The 14727-nt window shown below is 64.4% G+C and carries 12 protein-coding genes; 6 read left to right on the forward strand and 6 right to left on the reverse strand.

Annotation, left to right across the window (positions count from 1 at the left end):
* Nucleotide 1: 1 nt before the first annotated feature.
* The 6 genes from AC1Q6Z_RS13115 (at nucleotide 2) to AC1Q6Z_RS13140 (ending at nucleotide 8479) form a co-directional block, all read left to right on the forward strand.
* Nucleotides 2-2458, forward strand: a complete 2457-nt coding sequence (locus AC1Q6Z_RS13115; RefSeq protein WP_492648132.1) for a GcvT family protein — start codon at nucleotides 2-4, stop codon at nucleotides 2456-2458.
* 3 nt (nucleotides 2459-2461) lie between these two features.
* Complete coding sequence (locus tag AC1Q6Z_RS13120; protein ID WP_492648133.1) at nucleotides 2462-4036, forward strand: trimethylamine methyltransferase family protein; 1575 nt, start codon at nucleotides 2462-2464, stop codon at nucleotides 4034-4036.
* 110 nt (nucleotides 4037-4146) lie between these two features.
* A complete protein-coding gene (locus AC1Q6Z_RS13125; protein ID WP_492648134.1) occupies nucleotides 4147-5112 on the forward strand; it encodes an ABC transporter substrate-binding protein in 966 nt (321 codons plus the stop codon).
* A gap of 12 nt (nucleotides 5113-5124) precedes the next feature.
* Nucleotides 5125-6210: a quaternary amine ABC transporter ATP-binding protein gene (locus AC1Q6Z_RS13130; RefSeq protein WP_492648135.1), complete on the forward strand. Its 1086-nt coding sequence runs from the start codon at nucleotides 5125-5127 to the stop codon at nucleotides 6208-6210.
* On the forward strand, nucleotides 6207-7700 hold the full coding sequence (locus AC1Q6Z_RS13135; protein WP_492648136.1) for an ABC transporter permease: 1494 nt from the start codon (nucleotides 6207-6209) through the stop codon (nucleotides 7698-7700). The genes AC1Q6Z_RS13130 and AC1Q6Z_RS13135 overlap by 4 nt, the downstream gene beginning before the upstream one ends.
* Nucleotides 7701-7792: 92 nt before the next feature.
* A complete protein-coding gene (locus AC1Q6Z_RS13140) occupies nucleotides 7793-8479 on the forward strand; it encodes a spermidine synthase (protein WP_492648137.1) in 687 nt (228 codons plus the stop codon).
* Here the strand turns inward: AC1Q6Z_RS13140 and AC1Q6Z_RS13145 are convergent.
* The 6 genes from AC1Q6Z_RS13145 to AC1Q6Z_RS13170 form a co-directional block, all read right to left on the reverse strand.
* Nucleotides 8467-9465, reverse strand: a complete 999-nt coding sequence (locus AC1Q6Z_RS13145) for an ABC transporter permease (RefSeq protein WP_492648138.1) — start codon at nucleotides 9463-9465, stop codon at nucleotides 8467-8469. The genes AC1Q6Z_RS13140 and AC1Q6Z_RS13145 overlap by 13 nt on opposite strands.
* Before the next feature lie 56 nt (nucleotides 9466-9521).
* Nucleotides 9522-11042 (reverse strand): sugar ABC transporter ATP-binding protein, encoded by a 1521-nt coding sequence (locus tag AC1Q6Z_RS13150; RefSeq protein WP_492648139.1) that lies wholly within the window; start codon nucleotides 11040-11042, stop codon nucleotides 9522-9524.
* Between the two features lie 93 nt (nucleotides 11043-11135).
* A complete protein-coding gene (locus AC1Q6Z_RS13155) occupies nucleotides 11136-12221 on the reverse strand; it encodes a sugar ABC transporter substrate-binding protein (protein WP_256116611.1) in 1086 nt (361 codons plus the stop codon).
* Nucleotides 12222-12449: 228 nt separating this feature from the next.
* Nucleotides 12450-13172, reverse strand: coding sequence for a ribose 5-phosphate isomerase A (gene rpiA, locus AC1Q6Z_RS13160; RefSeq protein ID WP_492648140.1), 723 nt, complete (start codon nucleotides 13170-13172; stop codon nucleotides 12450-12452).
* Nucleotides 13173-13195: 23 nt separating this feature from the next.
* Nucleotides 13196-14038: a MurR/RpiR family transcriptional regulator gene (locus AC1Q6Z_RS13165; RefSeq protein ID WP_256116614.1), complete on the reverse strand. Its 843-nt coding sequence runs from the start codon at nucleotides 14036-14038 to the stop codon at nucleotides 13196-13198.
* A complete protein-coding gene (locus AC1Q6Z_RS13170) occupies nucleotides 14035-14727 on the reverse strand; it encodes an HAD family hydrolase (protein ID WP_492648141.1) in 693 nt (230 codons plus the stop codon). Before AC1Q6Z_RS13170 ends, AC1Q6Z_RS13165 begins: the two co-directional genes overlap by 4 nt.

Genomic DNA, 14727 nt, shown 5'->3' on the forward strand with positions numbered 1-14727 from the left:
CATGAGAACACAGGCACGGGTCGTGGTCATCGGTGGCGGCGCCATGGGCGTTTCGCTGCTCTACCATCTGGCAAAACGCGGCTGGAGCGACGTCATGCTGGTCGAGAAGACCGAGCTGACCGCTGGCTCGACCTGGCATGCCGCCGGTCTCTGCACGCATTTCGCCCACAACGCGACGATCATGGAAATGCGGGCGCATTCGATCCGGATGTACCGCGAGGGGCTGACGGCCGAGACGGGCCTGCCGACCGGCTTCCATGCCAGCGGGGCACTGCGCGTCACGCGCTCTGAGGAGCGGATGAACGAGTTCCGCCACGTCCAGGGCATCGGCGACTTCGTCGGCCACGAGTTCCGGATCCTGACGCCGCAGCAACTCAAGGAGATCTATCCGCTGGTCGAACTCGACGGCATCATCGGCGCCATCTACGAGCCCAATGACGGTCACGTCGATCCGACGCTCGCCACCAATGCCATGGCGACGGCGGCGCGCAACCTGGGCGCCGAAATCGTCCGCCACAACCCCGTCCTGTCGCTCGGCAGGAACGCCTCGGGCGAATGGCTGGTCGAGACGGTCAAGGGCACGATCGTCGCCGAGCATGTCGTCAACGCCGCCGGCACCTGGTGCCGGGAGATCGGCGAGATGATGGGTCTCGACCTTCCTGTTGTGCCGATGCTGCACCAATATGTCGTGACCGCCGAGGTGCCGGAGATCGTGGCGCGCGTCCGTGCCGGTGAGCCGGAACTGCCGATCATCCGCGACCCCGAGGAAAGCTGGTATCTACGCCAGGAACGCGACGGCTACATCGTCGGCCCCTATGAAAAGACCGCGCATCCCTGGGCCGTCGACGGCATTCCGCCGGCCTTCGGCATGGAGCTGATGCCGCCCGATCTCGACAGCATCGAGCATATCATCGCCATGGCGATGGAGCGCGTGCCGGCGCTCGCCAATGCCGGCATCAAGACGGTCGTCAACGGCCCGATCACCTTCACGCCGGATGCCAACCCCATGGTCGGCCCGGCCTTCGGGATGGCGAACGGCTGGCTGCTGACGGGCTCCAGCATGGGCGTCATGGAGGGCGGCGGCGCGGGCGCCTTCCTCGCCGACTGGATCGTCGATGGCGCACCGCCGCGCGATGCGCTGGCGATCGACGGCCGCCGCTTCGGCAATTTCGCCGACCGCGACTATCGCATCGACAAGGCCGTCGAATGTTTCGGCCTGCAATTCGGCATCCACTTTCCCTATGAGGAGCGCGAAGCCGGCCGCGCGCGCCGCGTTACGCCGGCCTATGACCAGCAGGCGGCTGAGGGCGCCGTCTTCGGCGCCGCCTATGGCTGGGAACGGCCCAACTGGTTTGCCAAGGACGATGCGGCATTCGACCTGACTTTCCGCCGCCCCGGCTGGTTCGAGACGGTGGCCGCCGAATGCTGCAACGTGCGCGACAATGTCGGCAGCGTCGATCTCTCCGCCTTCTCGAAATTCGAGGTCAGCGGGCCGGGTGCTACGGATTTCATGGCCTCGCTTGGCTCCAACCGTCCGCCGGCGCGCGACGGCCGGATCGGCCTTATCCACGCGCTGACCTCGCGCGGCGGCGTCGCCTCTGAATTCACCGTCACGCGGCTTGCGGAGGATCGCTACTACCTCACCAGCGCGGCCTTTGCCGAACGGCACGATGAGGATTTGCTGCGGTCGCGTGCGGGCGCAGGTGTCACCATCGAGAACCTGACGGAAAAGCGCGGCATCCTTGGCGTTATGGGTCCGAAGTCACGCGACCTCTTGCAAACGCTGACGGAAGCGGACCTTTGGAACGTTGCGTTTCCTTGGCTGACCGCCCAACGGGTGACGGTTGCCGGCGTGCCGGTGCTGGCGCTCCGCGTCTCCTATGTCGGCGAGCTGGGCTGGGAGCTGCATGCCGATCGAGACCGCTTCGGCGATCTCTACCGGGCCGTGTCGGAGGCGGGCAAAAGCTTCGGCCTCGCCCCCTTTGGCATCTATGCCGTCAACGCGATGCGGCTCGAGAAGGGTTATCGCGGCTGGGGCGCCGACCTCACGACGGAACGCACGCCGCTCGAAGCCGGGCTAGAGGCGCTCGTGCGAACGGAGGGCCGCAGCTTCATCGGCCGCGAGGCGATGCTGGAGCGGGCCGCATCCGAAAATGCCTGGCGGATGGCGCTGTTTTCCGTCGAGGACGACGGCATCTCTCTGCCCTTCTACAATCACACCGTCTGGCAGGACGGCCAGGCCGTCGGCGTGGTGACGTCCGGCGCCTACGGCTTCCGCACCGGCAAGCCTCTGGTGCTCGCTTATCTCACGCCGAAAGCGACGGCGGCGCCGATGCACATCCGCGTCATCGACCGCGATCTCGCCATCACGGAGCTGAATGCGGCACCCTACGACCCCGACAATCTCAAGCCGCGCGGTATCGAAGCCGCGGTGCAGCAAATCAAGAAAGTGGGCTGAGCCATGGACACGACAAAAGAGAGCGTTTCGGACACGGTGCCGGAGCGCGGTCGTTCCCGCACCGGCGGCCGGTCGGGCCGGGTGGAGCAGCGCGCCAATGCGGCGGCACCGCGAAAACCCTTCATCAACCGCAAGCTCGCGCCCTTCGAAATCCTCAACGAGGAAGGGCTCAACCTGATCGAGGGCAATGCCGACCGGCTGCTGAAAGAGATCGGCATGGAGTTCCATGACGATCCCGAAATCCTCGACATCTTCCGCAATGCCGGCGCGGATGTGCAGGGCACCCGCGTGCGCTTCGAGCCCGGCATGTGCCGCAAGATCATCCAGGCGACGGCACCGCGCGAATTCCAGCAGCACGCCCGCAACCCCGCCAACACGGTCACGATCGGCGGAAACAACACGGTGCTCTGCCCCGCCTGGGGGCCGCCCTTCGTGCACGATCTCGATCGCGGCCGGCGCTATGCGACCTATGCCGACTTCCAGGATCTCATCAAGATCCATCAGATGATCCCGCATCTGCACCATTCCGGCGGCGTCGTCTGCGAGCCCGTCGACCTGCCGGCCAACAAGCGGCATCTCGACATGCTCTATGCCCATATCCGCCATTCCGACCGCTGCTTCATGGGCGCTTTCATCGGCGGCATGCGGGCACAGGATGCCGTGGACATGGCGAAGATCGTCTTCGGCGAGGAGTTCGTTGCCAACAATGCCGTGCTCTACAATGTCAGCAACACCAATGCGCCGCTGGTGCTTGACGCCAACATGTCGGGCTCTCTGAAGGTTTATGCCCGCAACAACCAGCCGGTGGCCTGCACGCCCTGGACGCTTGCGGGTGCGATGAGCCCCGTCACGGTGGCGGGTACCGTCGCGCAGGTGCTGGCCGAGGCGCTCGCCACGCTCTGCCTCGTGCAGCTCATCAATCCCGGCGCGCCGTGCCTGATGGGCAGCTTCGCCTCGACGATTTCCATGCAATCAGGCGCGCCGACCTTCGGCACGCCTGAGGCTGCCAAGATGGTGCTCGCCTGCGGCCAGCTCGCCCGCCGGCTCGGCGTGCCGTTTCACACCGTCGGCACGCTCTCGGCCTCGAAGGTGCCGGATGCGCAGGCCGAGCAGGAAGCGACCTGGGGCCTGATGATGTCGATGCTGGCAGGCGCCAACATCGTCAACCATGCGACCGGTTGGCTCGAAGGCGGGCTGGTGACGGGCTACGAAAAGACCGTCATCGACGCTGATCTATGCGGAAAGATTTCCGCCTTCTTCGATGGCATCGACCTCTCGGAAAATGCCCAGGCGCTGGATGCCATCGCCGCCGTCGGCCCCGGCTCGCACTTCCTCGGCAGCGCGCATACCCAGTCGAACTTCATGAGCGCCTTCTACCTCTCCACCATCGCCGACAACAATTCCTTCGAGCAATGGAGTTCCGAGGGCGGGCTGGATGCGGCACAGCGCGCGAACCGCAAATGGAAGCAACTGCTGGAGAGCTACCAGGATCCCGGCCTGGATCCTGCGATCGACGAGGCCCTGCAAGCCTTCATCGCCAGGCGCAAGGAAAGCATGCCGGACCAGAACTACTACTGAGAGGCGGCCGCTAATGCCGCTGATCAGTTTGGCTAATGATCCCAATTCCGTTGGAAGCGGGCCAGCGATCTCAATACTTTATTAAAGAGCTCTACAAAAAGGGGAACCACATGGGCCAACGCATTCTCACCACTGCATTGTTCTCGCTGCTGGCCGCCGGCGCCGTTCCGGCGCTCGCAGCCGACGTGACGATGCCGGACCCGAACTATGCCACGGCGACCGCCGTGATGAACGTCATCAAGGCCGCCGCCGAGCAGGAACTCGGCCTCGAAGTCTCGACCGTCACGACCACGGCGGTGCCCGTCATCTGGGAGGCCATGGATCGCAACAAGGGTGAGGTCGACATCTGGCCAGACGTCTGGCTGCCGAACCAGCAGGGGCTGGTCGACAAATATGTCGAGGGCAACAAGACGGTGAAGCTGGCGAAGAACGGCTACGAGGCGGTGCAGGGATATTGCGTCACCAAGACGACTGTCACCGACCACAACATCAAGAGCGTCTATGACCTCGCCAATCCGGAAAACGCCAAACTGTTCGACAGCAATGGCGACGGCAAGGGCGAAATCTGGCTCGGTGCCTCCGGCTGGCAATCGACCAATATCGAGAAGGTGAAGGCGCGCGACTACGGCTTTGCCGAATTCTTCGACCAGCAGGTGACCGAGGAGGCCGTCGCCACCGCATCGCTCGACCGGGCGGCCAAGGCCAACAAGCCGTGGGTCGGCTATTGCTATGGCCCGCACCAGAACTTCGCGCTCTACGACCTCGCCATGCTGGAAGAGCCGAAGAACGACCCGGCGAAATATGTCGTCGTGCAGCCGAACGACGATCCGGAATGGTTCGAGAAGTCGAAGGTCTCGTCCGGCTATGCGACGACGACCGTCCATATCGGCTATGCCGCCTCGCTTGCGGAACGCCAGCCAGCGCTTGTCGAAGCTCTTGAACGCATGAGCTTCAAGCCCGAGGACGTCAGCAAGATGGCCTACGAGATCATCGTCAACAAGAAGCCGGCGCCGGATGTCGCCAAGGACTGGATCAAGGCGAACACCGAGACGGTTTCGAAGTGGTTCGGCCATTGACCGGGCGGCCCGATGACCGATCGGCAGGTGGCTGATGCAGACGGGCGCGTGACGGAGGGCGGCGAGCCGCTGATCGTCATGCGCAATGTCTGGAAGATCTTTGGCGAGCGGCAGGCCGAGGCGCTTGCCGCCTTGCGCGCCGGTGCGGCGGGCAAGCAGGAAATCGCCGAGCGCTTCAACTGCGTGGTCGGTGTCGCCGACGTCAACCTGTCGGTCGAGCGCGGCGAAATCTTCTGCGTCATGGGCCTTTCCGGCAGTGGCAAGTCGACGCTGGTGCGGCACATCAACCGGCTTCTGGAACCCACGGCCGGCGAAATCCTTGTGGGCGGCGAGAACGTCATGGCGAAATCGCCGGCGGACCTGCGTTCTCTCCGCTCCCACAAGATCGGCATGGTGTTCCAGAATTTCGGCCTGCTGCCGCACCGCACGGTGCGCGACAATGTCGCTTTGCCGCTCGAAATCCAGCGCGCCTCGCGCCAGAAGCGCTTCGACATTGCCGAGGAAGCGCTCGGAAAGGTCAATCTCGCCGGCTGGGGCGATCGTTATTGCCATGAGCTTTCCGGCGGCATGCAGCAGCGCGTTGGGCTCGCCCGCGCGCTTGCGGCCGATCCGGATATCCTTCTGATGGACGAGCCCTTCAGCGCGCTCGACCCGCTGATCCGCCGGCAGTTGCAGGACGAGTTCCTGTCGCTCTCCACCGCCATGGGCAAGACGGTGGTCTTCATCACGCATGATCTTGAGGAGGCCGTGCGCATCGGCGACCGCATCGCGGTAATGAAGGACGGAATGATCCTCCAGGTCGGAACGCCGGAGGAGGTCGTCACCCGGCCGCAGCACGACTATGTCGAGAAATTCGTCGCCGAGATTTCCCGCCTCAATATCCTGACGGCACGCAGCATCATGGTGCCGGTCGGCGACCGCCACCCGGCCGAGCTCGACGCGCTACCCTCGGTCCGCCCCGATCAGGTGCTGGGCGATCTCGTCGAGATCGCCGCCGGCCATTCCGGGGACATCGCCGTGCGGGATGCGGGCACGATCGTCGGCCTCGTCGACCGGACGGCGATCCTCAACGGGCTGAAGCGGAGAGAGGCATCATGAGCGAGATTTCCTCCGAGGATGGGCTGGTCAGGGAATTCACGCGGCAGGGCGCGGACTATTACGCCCGCGTCTTCGCCCGCATCCGCAGCCATGCCGGCTTCACCTGGTCCTTCAACTGGGCCGCCGCCTTGCTCGGGCCGATCTGGGCGACCGCCCGCAACATCCCCGTCCTCTTCTGGCTCGCCCTCTTTTTAGAAACGCTCGCCGTCGCCCAGCTTGCCACCGGCTTTGCCGGCAATCTCGGCGGCGAGCAGCGCGTGCGCGCCGAGCGCCTGTTCAAGCAAGCCGATGAGCGGCGGGTCGAAGCGGAGAAGGCCAAGACGGCGGGCGAGAGCAGCGCGGACAGCATGCTGCGCTCCGCCGATGGCCTCAAGGTTGCCGCGGAAAATGCCGCCCGGCAGGCCGAGGCCGCGGAGGCGCGCGGGCCGATGCTGATCGGCGCGGGCCTGCTGACCTTGCTCATCGGAAAACTCCTCGTCGGTGTGCTGGCCAATCCGTTGCTGGAGCGCCGGTTCAATAGGTGGCGCTCCAACCGGACGCTGCGGCACGGCTTCCACCGCGCGGGCGCGCTGCTCGCGGCGGCGTTCTGTTTCCTCGCTTACGGACTCGTCGCCTGGCGGGTCGCCGCACAGGCGCCGCCGTCCTGGCTGACGACCGCCCCGGTCAATCGCGAATGGCAGGGTCTCGTCGCTGCCATGCTTGATCGCGCGCTGGACGGACTGTCGAAATCCGGCGAGGCCGTCTTCTCCGCCATTACTGGCCTCATCAACATCGTGCTCGACGCTGCGGCGAGTGCGTTGACGACGATGCCGTGGCCGGTCACCATGGCGATGATCGTCATTCTCGCCTGGCAACTGGCCGGCAACCGCGTCGCAATCTTCACCGCGGCGGCACTGGCCTATCTCGCCGTGCTCGGCTTCTGGGAGAAGAGCCTCGAAACGGTCGCCCTGCTCGGCACCTCGGCGGTGCTCTGTCTTCTGATCGGCATTCCGCTCGGCATCTGGTGCGGGCGGCGCCCGGCCGTCTATACGGCGATCCGGCCGATCCTCGATTTCATGCAGACCATGCCGGCCTTCGTCTACCTCATCCCGGTCATCGCCCTTTTTGGCATCGGCAAGCCGCCCGGCGTCATCGCCACGCTGGTCTTCGGCACGCCGCCGGTCGTGCGCCTCACCGCGCTCGGCGTGCAGGGCGTGCCGGCGAGTATCCGGGAGGCCGCCGAAGCCTATGGCGCGACGCGGTGGTTCCTGCTGACCCGCGTCGACCTGCCGCTCGCCGCTCCGTCCATCATGGCCGGCGTGAACCAGACCATCCTGATGTGCCTGTCGATGGTGGTCATCGCCTCGCTGATCGGTGCAAAGGGTCTGGGCGAGGACGTGCTGAACGCGCTGCAATATGCGGCGGTCGGCCAGGGCCTGCTGGCCGGGCTTGCCATTCTTCTCTGCGCGATGATCATCGACCGGATCGTGCAGGGCAAGGCGCACTCCTGAGCGGCAATTGTCTCGGAATCATTGATAATGGGATGCGTTCGGCACGGTGCCCATGCTAGGAGGCCGTGCAGACAACGTTATGAGATACCCCGATGCTTCCCTGGATTGAGCTGGACCGCGCAACGATTCCCGGTGATGGCGGCGATCTGCGCCTGAAGCGGCGCGGCAGCGAATTCTCGATCATGCTCGGCTCGAACGAGCTGATGAACAGCCGGCTGAGCGGCTCGGAAGAGGCGCTGGCGACGCTCGGCTGCGAGCGGATTGCTGGCCGGAAAAACCCCGGCCTTCTGATCGGCGGCCTCGGCATGGGGTTCACGTTGCGCGCCGCCCTCGGCGTATTGGCCGAGGATGCCCGCGTCGTCGTTGCGGAGCTGGTGCCGGCGGTCGTCGATTGGGCGCGGGGACCGATGGCGGATATCCACCAAGGCACGCTCGACGATCCGCGCGTCCATGTCCATGTCGGCGATGTCGGCGCGCTGATCCGGTCGAAGAAGGATACTTACGACGCCATCCTGCTGGATGTCGACAACGGTCCCGATGGCTTGACCCGCGCCTCCAACGACAGCCTTTACGACCACAATGGTCTTCGTGCCGCAAAGCTCGCCCTTCGCGCGGGTGGCGTGCTTGCCGTCTGGTCATCCGCGCCGGATAGCGCTTTTACGCGCCGATTGCGTGAGGTCGGCTTCGCCACCGATGAGGTGAACGTGCGGGCCAATGGCAAGCGCGGCGGTGCCCGCCATGTCCTGTGGGTGGCGACGAAGTCGTCTCAGCCGAAGTAGCGCACGCGCACGGCGTCGATGGCAACCGCGATGAAGATCATGATGCCGCCGATCATGCCGACATAGAAGGACGGCACGGAGATGATCGCGAGGCCGACCTGGATGACGGTCAGGAGCAGCACGCCGCCCAGAACGCCGATGACGCTGCCGCGCCCGCCAAAGACTGAGACGCCGCCGATGATCGGTGCTGCGATGGCGTAGAGCAGGTAGCTCGAGCCCTGGTTGGAGGTGATTGCCATCTGCCACGAAGCGAGCAGGTAGCCGGCGACGCCCGCCAGGAAACCGGCGATCGTGTAGGACAGGATTTTTACCCGGTCGACGCGGATGCCGGCGGAATTGGATGCCACCTGATTGCCGCCGACGGCGAAGATCGAGCGCCCGAGCACGGTATGGCGCAGCAGCACATACATTCCGAGGATCGCCAGCACGAAGACGATCGGCATCAGCGGCCAGCCGCTAAGCGTCGTCTGGCCGATCCAGACATAACCGGGGCTGAGGTTGGTGATGGTGCGCCCCTGCGTCAGCGCCAGCAGCGCGCCTTGCAGGATGATCATCATCGACAGCGTCTGGATCAGCGACACCATCTTCAATTTGGTGATGCAGATCGCGTTGAAGAAGCCGATCAGCGTTGCCGCGCCGATGCCGATGAGGGCGGCGAGTGCGAAGGGCAAGCCGAGATCGGTGTTGGCCATGGCGCCGAGCGCCGAGGAGAAGCCGACATTGGCGGGGATCGACAGGTCGATTTCCGCCACCAGCAACGGCAGCGACATGGCCAGCGCGATCATGCCGAGCACGGTCGCCTGCACCATGATGTTCTGCAGGTTGAACAGGGTGAAGAAATACTGGTTGAACAGGCCGAAGATCACGACGAGCGCGATCAGCCAGATCCACACGACATTGTGCAGGACCCATCCCGTCATCGAGCTTCGGCGGGTGCTGGTTGCGGGCGGCTTCGTCGTCGTGGCTGTCATGGTGGTATCGCTCATCTGAATGTCTCCTCTCGCGCGGCGCGCCGACCTCCTCGATCGGCGCATCCGGCGCCCTATCCGAGATTACGCAGCCGGCTGCGCGAAATGGCCTCTCCCGCCAGCTCTTCCCGGATACGCCCGTTGTGGAAAATCAGCACGCGGTCGACCGCGCGCACCAGTTCGTCGGTATCGGTGGAAATGATGATCACGGAAACGCCGGTGCGGCTGAGTTCGTCGACGATGCGCAGCACATCCTGCTTCACGCCGACATCGATGCCGCGCGTCGGTTCGTCCAGCATCAGGAGTTTCGGCTTGGTGGCCAGCACCCGGCCGAGGCAGACCTTCTGCTGGTTGCCGCCCGAAAGCGTATCCACCGCCACGTCACTGTTCGGCGCCTTGATGCCCAGCGACTGGAAATAGCGCTGCGACAGCGCGCGCTCCTGCTCGGCGTTCATGAAGGCGCCCTTGGCCAAAGCCACCTCGGCCGACAGCGAGATGTTCTCGGCAATCGACATCTGCGAGATGGAGCCGTCCTTGCGCCGGTCGTCGGAGAGATAGGCGATGCCGGCGGCGAAGGCTTCGGCCGGATGGGCGGGCAGGGCGCGTGCCTCTCCGTCCACGAAGTTGATCGTGCCGGAAGACGCCCGCTGCAGGCCGAACAGCGCGCGCGCCAGTTCCTTGCCGCCGCCGCCCGGTAGTCCTGTGACGCCGACGATCTCGCCGGCGCGGATTGCCAGGGACGGTACGTCGAGCGCGCCGGAGCGGATGTCTTTCAGGATGACCGCGGGCGCGCCGGCGGAGAATTGCCGTTTTTCGCGCTCGAAAAGCACCAGGCCGCGCCCGAGCACCAGTTCCGACAGGTCCTCGGAGGTCAGGCTGCCGACATCCTCGGAGCCGCCGGCATATCGCCCGTCGCGCAGCACGGAAACGGCGTCGCAGATTTCCAGGATCTCGTCGTTGAAATGCGAAATGAAGATGAAGGTCACGCCCTCGCTTTTCAGCCGGCGCATGAAGTCGAAGAGCTGGGCGCGGTCATCGACGGTGAGGGCGGCGGTCGGCTCGTCGAGGATGATGACCTTGCCGCCGGAAAACATCGCCCGCAGGATGTTGATCTTGCGCCGCGCCACGGCATCCAGCGCGCCGGCGCGGGCGTCGGCCGCAATGCCGGTGCCCTCTAGCATGCGCTCGGCATCCTGCCGGAGCTTGCGCCAGTTGACGAAGCCGAAGCGGCGTTTCGGCCAGATGCCGAGCATGAGGTTTTCGGCGGCACTCAGGTGGTCGATGATCATCGGCTCCTGCGTGACGAGGAAGACGCCTTCCTTTTCCATCGCCTGCACGTCCACATGCGCAAGCGGCTTTTCGTCGAGATAGATCGTGCCGGAGGTCGGCTTGCGCTGACCGGACATGATGCCGACAAGCGTGCTCTTGCCAGCGCCGTTCTCGCCGAGCAGGCCATGGATGGTGCCGGCACGCACCGACAGGTCGACATCCCGAAGGGCGACCAGACCGCCATAGATTTTGCCCAGATTTTCCACCCTCAGCACGGTGCGTGCGGCGGGCGAGACCTCAAGTCGGGACGTGGGCGCTGTTGTCATGGGGTCCTCATGCTGGTGAAGGACGATGCCGCCCTCACGGCGGCATCGTCCCGTTCAAACCGGCGGCCTATGGGAGGCTGGCCGTTTCCGGTATCAGGTATAGGGGATGTTCCACTCCTTCTCGGCGATGTAACCCCAGTGGCGCTTGTCATCGGCATTGGACGGGTCGATGACGAAGGGCGGGATGATCAGCGTCGGGCCGGTCTTGCCGGCGACGATCTCGCCCTTCTCCCAGAAATATTTCTTGTTCTCGTAGGTGCCGGTCGGAACGGCTTCCTTCTTCATGGCGTGCTTGGCCAGCATCTCCACGGCGATCTCGCCATAGGCGATCGGATCCTGCGAGACGCAGCCATCCATGTAGCCTTCCTTGATCCAGTTCAGCGCCACCGGCTCGCCATCGATATTGACGAAGATGACATGGCCTTCCTCGCCGACCTTCTTCCAGCGTCCCTTCTGCTGGAGCGCGGTGACAATGCCGCGCGACGGGCTGTCGGACGGGGCGTGCACGGCGTCGAGGTTCGGGAATTCGGAAAGCGTCGAAAGCGTGACCGCCAGCATCTGGTCGAGCGCGCCTTCGGTCGGGCGGGCCAGGTAGTTGATGTCCGGATATTTGGCGAATTCCGCGTCCATGCCTTCCTTGCGCTGGCGCCAGGCGACGGATTGCAGCGCGCCGAAGCAGTTCAGCACCGTGCCTTTGGGGCTGCCATGTTTCTTGGTCAGGCCCTTGATGATCTCCTGCGCCGCCATGACGCCGCCGAGATGGTTGTCGAAGCTGACGGTGATGTCGACCTCGCCGCCATCGGTCGGCGTATCGATGATGGCGACGGGAATGCCCTGGCTCTTGTAACGGTTGATGACGCTGACGATGGCCTGGCTGTCGATCGGATCGCAGACGATGCCGGCCGGGCTCTTCAGCATCAGGCTCTGCCATTGCTCGAGCTGGCGGGTGTTGTCGAAGCTCGCATTGGTCGCCTGGAATTCCCAGTCATTGGCCTGAACGGCCCGCTTCACGGCCTCTTCCTGGATGACGAAGAAATAGTAGTCGAGGCTCTTGTTGCTGTAGGGCACGAAAGGTTTGGTCTGGGCAAAGACGTTGCTGCCACCGGCAAGCGTTGCCGCGCCCAAAGCCGCGCCTGCCTGCAGCAGGTGGCGACGGCTGATCTGAATATTTGCGCTCATCTGGTTTCCTCCCTCGAAAAGCTAGCAAAACTAGATTTCCACTATATCGGTACGATGTCAATAGCGCAGGCCTGTGTCTGAAGTCTCCGGAAAACGCTGCTGCCTAATTTTTGTGTCGAAAAATCTAGTGCATAAAATCAATATGTTAAGCGATAAAAATCCTGCCGGAACGACGAGGATCGAAAACCCCGGTTCCGGCGTCGTTTTCGGCGAGTCGGCAATGCCAGCCTACGTTGTTTTACTAGATTTCCGCATTTCCACGTAGGCAGAACCATCGAATTTTCCCACCACCATGCCATCGGATTCTCGCGTGAACAGGCCATTTTCCACGACGCCGGGGATGCGGTTCAGCTCGATTTCGAGTTTGCCGGGCTCGGCGATCGTGCCGCAGTGGCAGTCGAGGATGAAATTGCCGCTGTCGGTGACGACCGGTAGCTCGTCGCGCATGCGCCGTTCGATACGGATGCCGGAAATACCGTGGTCGGCGAGCGTCTTGCGGACCATGCGTTCGGTCTGCTTCCAGGCGAATTGTACCACCTCCACCGGCAGCGGGAACCCGCCGAGCCGATCGACGATCTTGCTCTCGTCGCAGATGGTGATCATCCGCTTCGATGCATGCGCGATGATCTTCTCCCACAGCAGGCAGGCGCCGCCGCCCTTGATCATGTTGAAGTCGCGGTCGATTTCGTCCGGCCCGTCGATGGTCAGGTCGATCTCGCCGATCTCGTTCGGTTCGGTGATCTGGATGCCGACGTCGCGGGCGACATCGATGGTGGAGCGCGAGGTGGTGGTGCAGGTGAGCTTCATGCCGCCGGCGACATGCTTGCCGAGTTCGCGCACGAAGAAATGCGAAGTCGTGCCCGAGCCGAGGCCGAGCTTCATGCCGTCGCGCACGAACTCCTCGATGACGCGGCGCCCGGCCGCCTTCTTTGCTTCGTCCTGGGTGCTCATGGGGTCTGCATTCCTCCGGTCTTTCAGATCTTGTCGGTTTGCCAGCTGTCGAGCGCCGGCAACTGGTCAGGGAACTCGGAACCGCTGATCACCGCCATGGAGGTAACCAGCATGTTGACGACGAGGTGATGGTTGAGGCGCGAGGCGATCGGCGTCAGCAGCTCCGTGCGCTCATAGGGCGTCACCGCGATCAGCACGTCGGAAATGCTCGCGAGCGGACTGTCGGCCGCGGTAATCGAGACGACGCGTGCGCCACGAGCCCGAACGGCGGTCGCGACCTCGACCATCTGCTTGGTGTGGCCGGATTGCGAGAAGATCAGCGCCACCTCGCTCGGCTTCGAGGTCTCGGCATGCAGCCATTGTTTCTTGCGTCCGTTCACCGCCGCGCAACGCAGGCCCAGGCGCTGGAACTTGTGCTCGGCATCCACCCCGGTGATCTCGGAAATGCCGCTGGAATAGATGCCGATCCAGGTCGCGCCGTTCAGCAGCTTGGCGCCGGCCTCGATCTGGGCGGGGATGATATCCTCCAGCCCGCGCTGGATGGCGTTGAGCGAGTTGCGCGCCGTCTTGCGCACGATGTTCTCGACCGAATCTCCGGCGACGATCTGCTCGTAGGCAAAGGGGGCCGAGGGCACGAGGCTCTGGGCGAGGTAGAGCTTGAAATCCTGATAGCCCTGAAAGCCGAAGCGGCGGCAGAAGCGCATGATCGTCGGATCGCTGACGTCGCATTCCTCCGACAGCTTCGCCATGCTCATGTGGAGCACCTGGTTCGGCTGCGTGCTGACGAAGCGGGCGACGCGCGCTTCCGCCGTCCCCATCTCGTGGCTTTCCTGCAAAATACGTTGCAACAGGCTATCGCTGGTCATTCCTGCACGTCTCCTTCGACAAGCGGTTGGCGCAGGGCGGCAAGGTCGGAAAGCCGGGTGAGGCGGTAGGCCGGCGCGACATCGAGATGCCGGCCGGTCCCCCAGGGAACGGCGTAGAACGGCACCTCGGCGCGCGCCGCCGTGGTCTGGTCCACGGTCGTATCGCCGACATAAACCCAGCGCCCGGCCGCAAGGCCCATGCGCGTTGCGACAGTCAGGAGATGAATCGGGTCCGGTTTGCAAGCCGGCACGTCATCGGCGCCGGCGACGGCATCGAACAGGTGGCCGATGCCGAGGATGTCGAGGATGCGCAGCGTCAGCGCGTGCGGCTTGTTAGTACAGATGCCGAGGCGAAAGCCGGCTGCATGCAGCAGATGCAGGTCTTCCTTCACGGCGTCGTAGAAGCGGGTGAGGCGCGAGGGCGTGCGGTTATAGGCGGCGAGATAACCCTTCACGGCGCGGTCCACCGTCTCGTCGTTGCTCGGCAGGCCCAGTTCCACCATCATGTCCAGCAGCAGCCGGCGCGGGCCGTTGCCGATGAAGCGCTCGACGAAGCCGACCTCCAGCTGCGGCCAGCCCTGCTCGGCGAAATATTCGTTGACGCCGCCGGCAATGTCCGGCGCGCTGTCGATCAGCGTGCCGTCCAGATCGAAGATCAGCCCCTCGCACTCCTGGTCGCGTGTCGTCAT

The organism is Shinella sp. GW835-FHT14H05 (genome assembly GCF_058793575.1).